Below are 15389 nucleotides of genomic sequence, written 5' to 3'. Positions count from 1 at the left end.
GGAATTCCCGGATATTCCCAGTCGATATCTACCCCATCCAACTGGTAGTTCTCAATAAAATCAACGGTGCTGGATATAAACTTTGTCCGGCTTTCTTCGGTAAAAACTGCATCGGAAAAACCATCGGCAGTCCATCCACCACAAGCAATCATCACTTTTAACTGTGGGTACTTTACCTTTTGTGCAACCAGCTGTTTCATAATTGAATCTGCATTCTCGTTGCTGAACTGCATCTTACCATCAATAACTTTACTAAAGCTAAAAATGATATGTGTTAATTGCTCCAGCGGCAACTGATCGGGCATGTAGCCTTCGCGCGGAACGTAGTAGGCCATTACGTTTACTGCTGTTGCGGTTTCATCTTTCACCTCTTTTTGTACACCACAGGAAACAAAAATTATACAGGCAATTAAAAATGGAATTAACTTGTTCATGATAATTTACGCTTTTGATATAATGGATAAAGATATGTTTATATTTGCACTTTGTAAAATATTTAAAAACTACAATACAAAAATGAATAATCTAAAAAAGATAGCCCTCCAGTTATTCGCCCTTTTGTTTTGCGCACAAACTAATTTGGCACAAACTCCGGCTGATTGGGTAAATCCTTTTATCGGAACAACCAACTACGGAACAACCAATCCCGGGGCTGTAGTTCCGCGCGGAATGGTATCGGTGGTGCCTTTTAATGTTAGCGGCAATTCGCCCTTAAACCAACACGACAAGGACAATGGCTGGTGGTCGACACCCTATTCGTGGGACAATAAATATTTTACAGGCTACTCGCACGTAAACCTAAGCGGTGTTGGCTGCCCCGAGTTGGGTGTAATTCTGTTGATGCCAACAACGGGCGATGTTAACGGCGACCACCGCGAATACGGATCGGAAATGAGCAAGCAGGTAGCCCACCCGGGGTATTATTCTACCTATCTGAATAAATACGCTATCAATACTGAAGTTTCGGCAACGGAACGGACTGGTATTAGTCGTTTTACCTTTCCGGCGGGGCAATCGAATATTTTAATTGATCTTGGCAACGGCTTAACCAACGAAAGCGGCGCATCAATAAAAATTGTAAACAACCGTGAAATTGAAGGCTGGCGAATGACAGGTACTTTTTGTTACAACGACGGCACCGAACGCCCGGTTTATTTTGTGGCCCGTTTTAGCAAACCGGCAGAAGAATTTGGTGTGTGGAAAAAAATGCCAAAAATGGGACCGGAAGCAGTGTGGTCGGCAACCAGCAATAAAATAAAATACTACAAAAATTTTAAGGCTGAAATGGCGGGCGACAGCATTGGAAGCTGGTTTACCTTTAACACCAAAGCCAATGAAGAGATTTTGGTTGAAGTGGGTATTTCGTACGTAAGTATTGAAAATGCGCGACTGAATTTGAACTACGAATCGAAAGATTTTAATTTTGAAGCCACCCGCAAACAAGCGGAAGAAAAGTGGAACGAAGCATTGTCGACGATTACCGTAAAAGGCGGAACCGATGATCAGAAAACGGTTTTCTACACCGGTTTGTACCACATTCAAATTCATCCAAATATTTTAAGCGATGTAAACGGACAATACCCTGCCATGGAGTCGTTTGAGATAAAAACCCACCCCAACGGCGAACGCTACACCGTATTTTCGCTGTGGGATACTTACCGCAATTTGCATCCGTTTATGAGCCTGGCTTTCCCTCAACAGCAATTGAATGCGGTTCAATCGATGATAGAAATGTACGACGAAAGTGGCTGGCTGCCGCGCTGGGAACTAAACAGCACCGAAACTCACGTTATGGAAGGAGACCCGGCATTACCGGTAATTGTTGACACCTGGTTTCGTGGCATCCGCGATTTTGATATTGAGAAGGCCTACGAGGCCATGTACAAATCGGCAACTACTTCCGGTGCTGAAAACAAAATCCGCCCGGATATCGACCATTATATTTCGCATGGTTATGTGCCGCTAATGTCGCAGTACGATAATTCGGTGTCGCATGCACTGGAGTATTACATCGCCGACTGGAACCTGGCACAACTGGCAAAAGAACTGGGAAAAGACGACGATTACGAACGTTTTCTGCAACAATCGAGAGGCTACAAGAACTATTACGATAAGGAGTTTGGAATCATCCGTCCGAAACTGGAGAACGGTGAATTTATGCCTGACTTTAATCCGCGTCAGGGAGAGAATTTTGAGCCAAGTCCGGGATTCCACGAAGGAAACGCCTACCAGTATACCTTCTGTGCTCACCACGATATGGATGGAATGATCGCCTTAAACGGCGGCAAAAAGGAATTTATAAAAAAACTGCAGGCTATTTTCGACGACGGTCATTTTGATATGGCCAACGAACCCGATATTCATTACCCCTGGCTTTTTAACTACATAAAAGGTGAAGAGTGGCGCGCCCAGAAGGAACTGAACCGATTAATGGCCACCTACTTTAAAAATGCACCTGACGGGCTGCCGGGTAATGACGACACGGGTACCATGTCGACGTGGATCGTGTATTCGATGATGGGTATTTACCCCGTTTTGCCGGGCGATATGAATTATGCAATTGCCTTACCAGTTTTTGATGAAGTGAAGATTCAGCTGGATCAAAACTTCTACCCCGGATCGGAACTTATCATCAAAAAATCGGGCTCAGGCGATAAAATAAAAAACATTTCGCTAAACGGGAAAAAGCAAAAGTCGTTCTTCGTTAACCACACTGACTTGGTACAAGGCGGAGTTTTGGAGATTAAGCAGTAACATTCGCTGTTGTTGTACATATAATACAGGTGCGTCTTGATTATTTGCAAGAAGTACAGGCTCTACTGCAATTTTATTTGCCCGGTATTGTGTACAACAATAATTCTATATAGCTTTATCGTTTATAAAACAACCCTTTACCCAAATAGCAGAATGGAAGTGTGTAAATAACCATAGCTCATGAATTACTCGTTAATCACAAAAATAAAATCGTTTCACCGTTACCTGTTTATTCCAATTCTGCTAACGTTATTCTCCATTGTTTTCTTTTTAGTATACCGCAATATTAAACTCACCACAATTAATGAATTCAATAACGAGCAATTGATTCTGGCCCGGACAGCCTCGATGGGAATCAGCTCTTTTTTTAGCGACTCGGAAGCCGATTTAAAATTCCTCTCAAACCTCGAAGATGTTATTAGCGGAACAAACGACAGCAAAAAAATATTACAAAGCTACTACAATGCACACGGCTCTGTTTTGGCAGCCATCACCCGCATCGACTCTTCGGGTGTTATACTGTCTACCTACCCCGAAAAACCGGATGTAATTGGCAACGATATCTCGTACCAGGAGCATGTAAAACAGGTTATGAAAACGCACCAACCCGTTATCAGCGATGTATTTATGTCGGTTCAGGGCTATTTATGCATTGCGTATCATTACCCGGTGTTTAATGAATCTGATTTTGTAGGTAGTCTTGCCATCCTTATACCAATGCATAAATTAGGAGAACTATACCTGGGCAATATTAAAACCCGTGGCACCGGCCAAACCTGGCTGCTTAGCGAAAATGGAACTGAAATTTTCTGCTCGGTTGAAGAACACACCGGGCGAACGTATATTGATAACACAGAGCACCACGAAATTGCAGGGCAACTAATGTCAAATATAACCCGCGACAGCAGCGGAATTATTAAAAGTTATCATAGTATTGATACCAGTTACGGAGAGGCTGTTGTTGAAGAACAATATGTTACCTTTTATCGCACGCCACTGGGAAATACTTACTGGACCATACTTATATCATCGCGCGAAGCGGATATTTTTAATGCCCTTACCCGTTTCCGAAATCATTCTTTTATTGCCTTTTTCCTGTTACTGCTTGCCCTGGCATTCTACTTTTATTCGCTGGTAAAAGTGAGAAATGTTTTAAAACAAGAAACTAAACGGCGTGAGGCAGAAAAAACATTACAAAGAAGCGAAGAAAAATTCAGGAAGTTATTTGAAGATCATTCGGCAATAAAATTATTGATCGACCCCGAAACATCGCGAATCGTTGATGCCAACAAATCGGCAACGCGCTTTTACGGCTGGAGCAGAGAGGAACTTCAGAATATGACCATTAATGAGATCAATACACTCTCGGAAGAAAATATCAAAAAAGAATTTACAAATCTGAAAGAAAAAGGAAGTATCCGTTTTGAGTTCAGGCACCGTTTAAAAAACAACGAAATACGCGATGTTGAAGTTTTCAGCAGCCGGGTTGAAATTGATAACAAGATCGTTTTCCACTCGGTGATACACGATATTACCCAACGAAAAAAAGCGGCCCGGGCATTAATTGTTGCAAAAGAACAGGCCGAAGAAAACAACCGTCTGAAAACCGCCTTTTTACAGAATATGAGCCACGAGATACGCACCCCCATGAATGCTATTATCGGATTTTCGTCGTTACTGCCGTATTCGTACAACAACAAGGAACAACTGATACAATACTCCGATATTATTAATCAAAGCTCGAACAATCTGCTGGGTATTATCGATGATATTCTTGAAATTGCCAAAATAGAATCGGGGCAACTGCCGCTATTTAAAGAATCGTTTTGTTTAAACGAGCTGTTTACCGAACTCAAAACCTTCTTTCAGGAATACCAACGCCAGATCAACAAATCGCACGTGCAGTTTGATTTAAAAACCTGCACGAACCTGCACGATTCCATTATTACCGACAAAGGCAAACTGCGCCAAATACTGATTAACCTGATCAGTAATGCCTTTAAATTTACCAACGAAGGAAGAATTGAAGGAGGGTGTTCCGTTGCTGATAACAACACCATACAGTTTTATGTGCGTGATACAGGAATTGGTATTCCGGCCGAAAAACAGCAAGCCATTTTCGAACGGTTTACCCAATTGCATACCGATAAAAAGAAACAATACGGCGGCACCGGATTGGGATTGTCGATTGTAAAAGGTTTGCTGGATCTGCTGGGAGGAACAATCACGCTCGAGTCGGTACAGGAAAACCATACAAATGGGCAAAGCGGAGGAACCACCTTTTATTTTAGCATTCCTTACCAGAAAGCCGAAGCAAAAGCGGTAAAACATAATACCACCGTTAACGGGAAAGAATACCGTTTTAATAATGAAACCATTTTACTGGTGGAAGATAACCACGCCAACACCCGCCTGATTGAAAAAATACTTTCCGATACCGGTCTCAACCTACGGTGCACCGAATACGGAGAAGAAGCTGTTGATGTAGCCTGTGCGACATTGCCCGCTCTGGTGCTGATGGATATTGGGCTACCCGACATAAGTGGCTACGAGGCTACACAAAGAATAAAAACGGTGGCTCCCGGAATTAAGATCATTGCACAAACGGCTTATGTTTCCGATGATGATAAAGTGAAAGCTTTTGAAGCCGGCTGCGACGATTTTGTGGGTAAACCACTTACCCGCGAACAGTTGCTTGCGGTTATTAGTAAACATTTGAATTCGAACAATAATTTATAAAACTGGTAATTATTCTTCACCACATCGGTGTGTTTGGTAATCTCTGCTTCTTAATAAGCCAATCATTTGTACACATCCAATTCCAAAAGAGGCCCTTTATTTCTATTTGAAGTAGAACTCAGATTTGCAGAATATAAAAAGACCGTTGCAAATGTGAATCTGCAACGGTCTTTTTATATAAGTATCTACTTTTATTTTTTAAAACTTAAAGCCAAGCTTTAAAAATGGTTGAGTAAAAAACGAAAAGGTATTCGATTTTGCATCAAGTATTTCAAGGCCAGGGCCGGGTTTTTTAGCATTGTAAGCATACAAGTAGTTTACCGGCTTTATTTCCATTCCAAAATAAAAACCTTCCATAAGGTAATAATCAACTCCGGCAACGGCAGCGCCACCCAAGCCAATTAATTCCACAGTTCTTATTCCAACGTCCATAATAACAGGTTCACCAGCTATATCTTCAACGGTAGGATCGTAAACCGACTCTCGTCCGTAATAATAGGCAGCATTCACTCCCAAATAGGGCTGTAAACGCTCTATTGATGTATTAAAATGGTATTCGCCACCTAAAATTATACTAAAATTAAGTTCATCGTCGGCCACCACGGCATCGTATCCCGGAATCCATGCTGCATTGGGCGAATCGGGATCGATGGTTGCAGGAATATTTACCTGCGATGGTGTACTTCTAACAACACCCAAACCACTTAGTTTTAATGCAATTTTGTCGGTAAGGAAATACCTTGCCTCTGCTCCAATCATATTGGTAGCGTTGTTGTAATCCATTGATACCATATTTGCATAAGGCGCATCTCCGGGTACCGACCAACTGCCATTGGTTCCGGCTGGCATTGTGTTTACCAGGCCGCCAGTGAGCACATTGCCTTTACCAAATAATAGTGAAGCAGTAAAATTACCCTTGGTGGGCGCAAAACCCGAAACTTCGCTTTTTACGTCTTGTGCCTGCGCAAGGCCAATATTTGCCAACAGAACAAACGTGTATAATATATATTTTTTCATATTTTCTTTCTTTAGGATCGATATTAAAAATAAAGTTGTTAAGTATTGGGGACGAATCCCCAATACTTTTCGCTAACACCCCTAAAGAAGGATTATTCCGCAATTGCTGCTTCGTATAATTCCATCCATTTATTGGCTAACTCCAATGCTGCATCTCTTTTCGAAATAAGATCAGCCAGTTCTTCTTTATCCAACTCAAGTAATGCCATGGCTTCTGTTTTATTGATGGCGTTATCAGCCAAGGCTTCTTTCTGTTGAGCCATGTAATCCATCAAGCCTGCAATGTGATTCTCAACATACTCGATTTGATTATTAATGCTGTTAACCTGATTTTCCAGTACCCATATTAAATCCTCTTGTGCCCAAATCATTTGCTGATTGGCAGCTATTTGATCATTGAGATCATCATAACCTTCCCATGCCTCACTAACTGCTTCCTGAAGAGCATACATTGCTTCCACAGTTAATGCGTCATAAGCTGTTTGCAATGCAGCTACAGTTGCTTCATAACCCTCAATTTGAAGAGTATACATTTCAATACTTTCTTCATAATCGGCAATACGTGTATTGTAATATTCAATATTAATTTCGTAATTCTCAATATTATTGTTACGCCAATCCACCTCTTGCTGCGCCAAATTCATTAAATCCTCAACATCGCGTGTCAACCAATACTGGTTCGAATACTCGCTATTGACATTCGAATAATCCTGTTGTGCTTTATTATAAGCTTCCTGTGCTGCCTGTTGGGCAGGATTACCTACTTCATAATAGGCTGTATTTGCGGCGTCTCTTTCTGTTGTTGCAGCTGCGAGGTTACTTTCTGCTGTTGCCAATGCTGTTTTTGCCTCGGGCAATGCTTCTTTCGCATCACTTAACCATTCGTCTAACCATTCAATATTCGATTGCCACATTTCTGTTGTGCTCATAGCCGCATTATAATCTGAACGGGCATTCTGAAGTACTGTTAGGTTAGCATTGGTAGGCGAAGCATCAAACGCATCTTGAGCTGCATTTAATGCTGTTAGTGCAGCTGCTTCAGCTGTTTCAGCTGTTGCAAGCTCCGTCTCAAAAGTAGTGTAATTAGCTTCGTAATAGTCGTTTGCATTGGCTAAAGCCTGCTCCGCATTATTTAATTCACCTTCTGCTGTGTAAAACGCATTCTGTGCATCCCAATATTTATTGTATGCCTCTGTGTAATCGTTCCAAAGTGCCTGGTTCGCAATACCGGCTAATTCAAGATTATTCCATGCTAAATCCCTGGCATCCTGAGCATCCATCAATACCTCATATGCTTCTTCACGCAATGCTTCCTGTTTTTCGTACTCTTCAGTGGTAGTAGCCAAAATAGCTTCCCGTGTTACCAGTTGAGCTTCATAAATCGCTATTCTTTCATTAGAATACTCAATATCACTTTCATAGTTTGCGATATTCTCTTCAAGATTTTCAATCCATTGCTCGCGATTTTCGATGTCGTTTTTTGCCCAATCGTATGTATTAATAGTATTGTATGCTTCATCTAATTCATCTTGTGCAACTTCAACCACATCCTGCAAATGTTTCTCACGGTCGACATATAACTGGGCATTGGCATTTGAAAGGCTTAGTATTTTAGCTTTTGCACTAATAATTGCCGCTTCGGCAGTAGTTGGATCGGCAGCAACTGCTGTTAACTCGCTAAGTAAAGTTTGCAAAGCTGTTAGTTCAGTCGTTTGCTCGTCTACTTGTTTTTGTAACATTTCGGCAATACCTTCATAATACCCTGTTACATCTGGATTTTCCCCTAACATTAACTCCATTTTGGCAATATCGGTTTGTTTACCAACAACTTGCTGAGCCAGCATATAATAATCAGTCATAGCCCACCCGTATTTATCCATGTATTCGCCGGCATTCTCAAGGCCACTGGTTGCCACATATTTTGCCATATCGGCCAAAGCCTTTTCCAAATCTAATTCAGCCTGAATCAGCTGCATCTCGTATTCTTTTGTCTGCACCTCAAACCAAGCCAGATCTTCTTCCAATTGCAGTTCCATTCTTGCAACATTGATTGAGTCTATTGCAGCGTCGTAGCTAGCTTGCTGTTCCTGGCTAAGCAAAGCCAACGCACGCATAGCTTCATTGTATGCCAAATCGGCTTCCCTGTCCTGAAGGTTTAAAGCATTCATTGCCGCAGTATAGGCATCTTGTTCAGTAACCCTTAAAATTGCCAGTGCATTTAAAGCCTCCTGATGTGTAAGAGCCATTTCTTGTTGCGCAATCTTGTTTTCTTCCGATTGCAGTTTCAGGGCATTCATTGCCTCAGTAAAATCGTTCAAAATAGCTTGTGCGGCATTTTCTAAATCCTGCATAGCTGTTTTGCTGTTTAGCATATCTACTTGTGCTTGTCGAAGTGCACTTACTTCAGGTGCAACTTCGTCGTCGACACATGAGCTTAATACTACACTAACAACCATAATTACTGTTAGTAACTTGTAACCAAAATAATTTTTCATCTTCATGATTTGTTAAGATTATTAAATATTAAAAAATTCATTTTTGCTCAACGAAGTGAGCTATCCCGTTGCTCTATCTAATCAGCGCTCTATCATTTCATCCTACAACACTTTTGTACATTACTTCAGTTAATTTTATTCGTGATCAGCTGTTAACCAACAGCTACCGAATGCACTTCCAGGAATCGGACGGAAATGATATCGTTTTGATTTATTAAGTTTTAGACATTGAGTCGAATAGATAAATTGTATTGATACATCTTTTTTAATTCTTCGTCGTAAACCATATTCGTCCATTGCTTCTTTTGCAACTATTCGGTTGGTTTACACCTCTATAACAACAATATCGCTTTGCAATCCCACTTCAGTATCGCCGAGGATAAAACAGGCATAATATTGAGTGCCGTTTTCCATGGGTTGACTATCGATGTATGGGCTGCGGGTGTCGGTGGCGAGGTACGAGAAGCTTTCTTCGCCGGGGCGTTTGCGGTAAATATTTACGCCGTCAAAATAACCTCGCAGTCCGAAAGTAATTTCCCAGCCCTGGGCTGTTTTTTGGGCTTTTAATATGGGGGTTGCCTTGTCGGTATTATGGTTAACCTCGGTGCCGGTAATATCAAACTCTTTGCCGGTTTGTTCGGTATAGCCCGGATTACTTTTTATAAACTGCGCCATGGTGCGGCAAAGGTTAACAAGTTGTTTACGGTGGTTGCGGGTTTTACTTACCTGCTGTTTTTTTTGGTCGATTAACTGCCGTTCGGTAACCAGGTCGGCCGAGTAAGCTTGTGCAGCCACATTTATATTATCGGCCAGTTCCTGGGTAATACCATAAGAGCCGACATTGTTGGTAAGGGTTGTTGCAAACTGTTTTGCCCACCCATCGAGCTCAAATTTGTCGCTCGGAATGTAATCGGTGTGTCGTGCCATAATTTTATTGTTTTTGGTTGTTATAATTTATTTCAGGTTATTGATTTCGTTTTTTCATATCATCTATTAATTATGCGCTTTCTCAATACTTATTTCTTTCCTTTTAATGATAAAATGGCACCATTGGGTAACTGATTAGTATCTGTTATCAGCCAATTGATTCTGACTAATAAACGATTGATGTATTTCAACAGCTGATATTCATGATTTAGTTGTTGTCCGTTTCCATTTGCAAAACAAAAGTCACTAAATAAAAAGGCAGCCGTTCTTAACAGTATATAATTGGTATGTGATATTTGATACAAGTGTTGACGATTTTTATTAAATGATTATCGTAAAAGTAGCGAGTCAACATTTAAGATGGTTTAAGAAAGTTTCTGATTTATTAAACCGCTGGTTTTTATTATTAAACCAATAATATTTAACAACCAACGACTTACAAGGCACACAGCAAGCTTACAGCTTTCATTAAGATTACATATGCTCTATTTACCGATACCGTTATTTTTATTATTAACGACTACATTTTCTTCAACGAACTGTGCTTTATTCAAAAATGGATTTACTATATTGCGTAAAACAAAAGCTAAAAAATAAAAACCCAATCAAATTTTGTGACTAATGCCTTACCTCGAAATTTTTATAATCGATGATGAACCCGATGCCGGACATTTACTAAAGAATTTATTAAAAGAGTATTCTGTTATACAGATAAAAGAAGTATTTACCAATGCACTGCATGCACTTGATGCGGTAATTATACAGCAGCCACAGGTAATTTTTTTGGATATTGACATGCCGGAAATAACCGGCATAGAGTTTTTGCAAGAGGTAAACAAGTATTCGCCAAACACTAAAGTAATATTTGTTACCGCTTTTAAGCATTATGCACTGGAGGCTTTACATAACAACGCATTCGATTATATTTATAAACCTGTTTCGAAAGCAGAATTACGACGGGTGGTTTATAAAATTATAAATGCAATTAACGGCGAGAAACAGAAATTAACCGCCGAAACCAATTCAAAAGTTTTATTAAAGACTGCCGAGGGGCACCATTATATTGACACAGAACAGATATTGTTCCTGGAAGCCGACAGTAATTACACCAACTTGATATTAAAAGATGGCAAGAAACTATTAACGAGCGTAAACCTTGGCAAATTACACAAACAAATACCAGAAACTGAATTTGTACGCATAAGCCGCAAACATATCATAAACAAAAACTATCTATTGTTTATGAATTTTTGTAAACGATACTGTATTATTTCAAACAACCAAGAAGAATATCAATTGGAAGTAAGTATTAAAATGAAAGACTTAAAACATGAGTTAAGTTAACAGAATTTGTTAGCCATATTCATCTCAACTAACCCATATCGAGAATCCACCATTCAACCCATTGTGAAAGCCAGAATAAAAACCATAGTTTCCAATCCACATCTGCAATCCGCTCTAGTGGGAATACTGGTAACCCTTTTGGTTTATTTTAGTTGGGATGAACCTATAAAAAGGTTTAACGTAAAGGTTGATCCTTTTGAAAAGTACACAACAGAGGATGTATTATGGTTTATTGATGACTTTGACGGTGACGGGAATAGCGAAAGAATCAGGTGTTTTAAGGCTATGGATGCAGAGTCGATAGATCTGGTTTCATACGATAATAATGGCAATTTGTTAGATCATTACCATTACGAAGGTTCAGATTGGAATTACACCTTGGTTCCTGAGATATATGACATTAACGAAGATGGGATAAAAGAACTATTATATTTTTCTGTCCTGAATGATTCAATCTTTTTTAATGCTATCAATTTACACTCATTCGAGTTATCTATCGATCATCACTATTTCAACACCTTTGAGCGTAAGAGAGACAACTACGCATACGCTTCAGAGTTCCTTAACTTCGGAGACTTTAATAATGACGGTACTAATGAACTGTTTTTTGTTTTCGACGCCGGATTTGGGTTGTATCCCCGTGGGGTTTTCAAGATTGAATTCCCATCTTTAAAAATATCAGCCTCCCCCACAGATCACATGTTAGTTACAGATATAAATTTTGTCGATTTGTTCAATGATGGTACTCCTGAAATACTATGTTCAACGTCCGCTCCTGATAATTCAATCGATTTGAATAAATTGTCTGACACATGCAGTTATATAACCGTTCTGGACTATAACCTAAAACCTTTATTTGATCCTATTCCAATGCAAGGCAGGTATTCTTCAATCAAGTGTATTCCGAATACTAATGATTCTACTTTCTTCGCCTGTTATTATTGTCGTTCCAACAGTACTTTGCCACTGCGACTTATGATGCTAGATTATGAAGGTCAATTAATAGCAGAAAAGAAGTGGAAAAACATATCTAATCCAGAGAATCTACAAATCGATCTAAATATTATTAATAAAATACCGTATCTAATAATTAAAGACATTAGTCGAATCCGTTTAGATAAAGGTATAAACCCATTACCAGCCGATCTCAATCCAGGAAAAGAAAATTCTCTTCTTGGTATTCCAATCCCCTATGATTTTAGTGGAGACGGATCGTCAGAGTTACTTTTCTGGAATATGAAATACCAGGCTATAATCTATGATGAGGAAACCAAGGATAAAGTTGAATTTGAATTTCCCTTTTTATTAAAATATGGTTTAAAAATCTACCCGTTTTATGAAAATGGAAAAATAACTAAACATGTAATCACTACCGTTGGTGGATTTATCTTTCTAGAATATTCCAAAAATGAAATGTATTTCCTTCTATACTTGATTTATATATTTCTTTTCATTTCCGTTTCGGGTCTGATAAGACTAATGTTTTATTTTCAAAAAACAATTATTGAACAAAAATGTAATACCGAAAAACAATTAACTGAGCTTCAGTTTAATTCGGTGAAAAACCAATTGAATCCACATTTTTTGTTTAATGTGTTGAATTCTGTGGCTTTGATGATTAACGAAAATAAATCTGATGAAGCGTACGACTTTTTATCACTTAATTCGCGTATGATACAGAGGATGATGAATGATGCTAAAGAGGTGAAACGCTCTTTGAAAAATGAGATTCAATTTACTAAGGACTACGTGAGTGTTCAAGAACATCGTTTTAAAGATCGCTTTAAAGCAGTATTTGAGATAGCCCCGGATGTGAATCTTGATTTTCAGGTGCCTAAAATGTGTATCCATACCTATGTTGAGAACGCCATAAAACATGGATTTCGCAACACTAAGGATGGTGGTCGTCTTAGAATCAGCATTGAATCTGTTTCTCATGGTATATCAATCACTATAGAAGATAATGGCATGGGACGAAAAGCAGCTTCCGTATATAAAACCAACTCAGGAAATGGGGTTAATATTATGAATGAGTTCTACCAGTTATTTGAAAAATACCATGGATATAAAATTGATTTTTCCATTGAGAATATTGAACCAACCGGTACTGTTATAAAATTAAGAATCACATTACCTGACTATAGAAATCGGCTGGAGATATAGACTGTCATCTGGTCAAGATACCAATCAGAAAGATAATGTTTTGAGTTTTTTTTAATGAAAAAGCCGATCCGTCAGTTGACGGATCGGCTTTTCAATATGGTAAAGAAAATTATTAGTCTTCTTTCTTTGCTTCATCAGCTGACTCGTCAGCTTTAGGCTCTTCAGTTGTTTCTTCAGCTTTTGCTTCAGTAGCCGGAGCTTCTTCAGTTTTAACTTCTTCAACAACTTCAGCCTCTGCAACTGGTGCAGTAGTTTCAGCTTTTTTAGCACCACCACGACGCGAACGATGTTTTTTAGGTGCAGCAGCTTCTTCTTTTGCAGCCAACATAGCTTCGTTGAAGTCAACCAACTCGATGATACACATATCGGCGTTGTCGCCTAAACGGTTACCGGTTTTCAGAATACGAGTGTATCCTCCCGGACGGTCAGCAACTTTAACAGCTACTTCGCGGAACAATTCCGATACAGCATCTTTGTCTTGCAGGTAGCTAAAAACTACCCTGCGAGAGTGTGTAGTATCTTCTTTTGCCTTTGTAATAAGCGGCTCAACGTACATACGCAATGCTTTCGCTTTTGCAACAGTAGTTGAAATTCTCTTATGCGCGATAAGTGAACTTGCCATGTTTGCCAACATCGCTTTACGATGTGGTGCTTTACGGCCTAAGTGATTAAATTTCTTATTATGTCTCATTGCCTTTTACTCCTTATCAAGTTTATACTTGGAAATATCCATTCCAAAATTCAGTCCCATGTTATCTAAAAGGTCATCCAATTCGGTTAACGATTTTTTACCAAAGTTTCTGAATTTCAGCAGGTCGTTTCTGTTGTAGGTAACCAGATCTCCTAATGTATCTACATCCGCTGCTTTCAAACAATTCAAAGCACGAACTGAAAGATCCATATCAACCAGTTTCGTTTTCAACAACTGACGCATGTGCAGTACTTCTTCATCAAACTCTTCGTTTGCAAATTTCTCATCCGTATCAAGCGTGATCTTTTCGTCTGAGAACAGCATGAAGTGATAGATAAGAATTTTAGCTGCTTCTTTTAATGCATCTTTTGGGTGAACAGAACCATCGGTAGCAATGTCCAGAACTAATTTTTCGTAGTCAGTTTTTTGCTCAACACGATAGTTTTCAACCGCGAATTTTACCTTTTTAATTGGCGTATAGATCGAGTCAATCGGAATTACACCAAATTCTTCTTCAACGGGTTTGTTTTCAACAGCAGGAACGTAACCACGTCCTTTGCTGATTTGCAATTCCATTTGAATTTTTACGTCGGGTTCCATTCGGCAAATTACCATCTCGGGATTCAGTACTCTGAAACCGGTCATAAATTTATTAATGTCGCCGGCAGTAAATTCTTCCTGGCCGCTGATTGAGATAGATACTTTTTCGCTGTCAAAATCTTCCACCTCGTTTTTAAAACGAACTTGCTTCAGATTAAGGATAATATCAGTTACATCTTCAATAACTCCTTTAATCGTAGAAAACTCATGGTCAACACCTTCAATTTTAACAGTTGTAATTGCATAGCCTTCCAACGACGATAACAGAATACGACGAAGTGCATTACCAATTGTAATACCGTATCCCGGTTCCAGGGGACGAAACTCGAATTGTCCGAACTTGTCATCGGATTCTAACATTATTACCTTGTCAGGCTTTTGGAATGCTAATATTGCCATAATATTCTAAGTAATTTTATTATTTTGAATACAACTCTACGATTAGTTGCTCTTTGATGTTTTCTGGAATTTCTTCACGTTCCGGACGGTTCAGGAATTTTCCGGCCATTTGTGCGCCATCCCATTCCAACCATTCGTACTGTGAGCTTCTGCGCGATTGCAATGAGCCAGTAATTTCTTCCAGCGATTTTGATTTCTCGCGAACACCAATAACGTCGCCAGATTTAACCGTGTACGATGGAATATTTACTAATTTTCCG

9 protein-coding genes and 2 pseudogenes are annotated in these 15389 nt (G+C 39.4%); 4 read left to right on the top strand and 7 right to left on the bottom strand.

Annotated elements, in window-relative coordinates; translation table 11 throughout:
* The coding region (locus ABZB17_RS11725; protein WP_372650444.1) for a glycosyl hydrolase family 18 protein at positions 1-434 on the bottom strand (434 nt) is incomplete at its 3' end.
* Between the two features lie 82 nt (positions 435-516).
* Here ABZB17_RS11725 and ABZB17_RS11720 point away from each other — a divergent pair.
* A complete protein-coding gene (locus ABZB17_RS11720) occupies positions 517-2754 on the top strand; it encodes a GH92 family glycosyl hydrolase (protein ID WP_372650442.1) in 2238 nt (745 codons plus the stop codon).
* Between the two features lie 180 nt (positions 2755-2934).
* Entirely contained in the window at positions 2935-5493 is a 2559-nt protein-coding gene (locus tag ABZB17_RS11715; RefSeq protein ID WP_372650440.1) for an ATP-binding protein, read from the top strand.
* A gap of 198 nt (positions 5494-5691) precedes the next feature.
* Here the strand turns inward: ABZB17_RS11715 and ABZB17_RS11710 are convergent, their stop codons facing one another.
* From ABZB17_RS11710 to ABZB17_RS11700, 3 genes are all read right to left on the bottom strand, one after another.
* A complete protein-coding gene (locus ABZB17_RS11710) occupies positions 5692-6510 on the bottom strand; it encodes a BT1926 family outer membrane beta-barrel protein (protein ID WP_372650438.1) in 819 nt (272 codons plus the stop codon).
* Between the two features lie 92 nt (positions 6511-6602).
* Entirely contained in the window at positions 6603-9005 is a 2403-nt protein-coding gene (locus ABZB17_RS11705) for a hypothetical protein (RefSeq protein WP_372650437.1), read from the bottom strand.
* A 324-nt stretch (positions 9006-9329) separates the two neighbouring features.
* The gene (locus ABZB17_RS11700; protein ID WP_372650435.1) at positions 9330-9932 is read right to left on the bottom strand and encodes a hypothetical protein; all 603 of its coding nucleotides are present in this window, start codon (positions 9930-9932) and stop codon (positions 9330-9332) included.
* A 621-nt stretch (positions 9933-10553) separates the two neighbouring features.
* Here ABZB17_RS11700 and ABZB17_RS11695 point away from each other — a divergent pair.
* Entirely contained in the window at positions 10554-11276 is a 723-nt protein-coding gene (locus ABZB17_RS11695; RefSeq protein WP_372650434.1) for a LytR/AlgR family response regulator transcription factor, read from the top strand.
* A 63-nt stretch (positions 11277-11339) separates the two neighbouring features.
* Entirely contained in the window at positions 11340-13439 is a 2100-nt protein-coding gene (locus tag ABZB17_RS11690) for a histidine kinase (RefSeq protein WP_372650433.1), read from the top strand.
* 340 nt (positions 13440-13779) lie between these two features.
* Here ABZB17_RS11690 and rplQ read toward each other — a convergent pair.
* From rplQ to ABZB17_RS11675, 3 genes and pseudogenes are all read right to left on the bottom strand, one after another.
* Positions 13780-14130, bottom strand: a pseudogene (gene rplQ, locus ABZB17_RS11685) (50S ribosomal protein L17); the annotation flags it as partial.
* A gap of 6 nt (positions 14131-14136) precedes the next feature.
* A complete protein-coding gene (locus tag ABZB17_RS11680) occupies positions 14137-15129 on the bottom strand; it encodes a DNA-directed RNA polymerase subunit alpha (RefSeq protein ID WP_319229347.1) in 993 nt (330 codons plus the stop codon).
* Positions 15130-15148: 19 nt separating this feature from the next.
* A pseudogene (locus ABZB17_RS11675) lies at positions 15149-15389 on the bottom strand (30S ribosomal protein S4); the annotation flags it as partial.

Source organism: Draconibacterium sp., from assembly GCF_041583095.1.
GTDB lineage: Bacteria > Bacteroidota > Bacteroidia > Bacteroidales > Prolixibacteraceae > Draconibacterium.
Note: the sequence above shows the minus strand (reverse complement) of the source record. Positions and strands in the feature narration are given on the sequence as shown.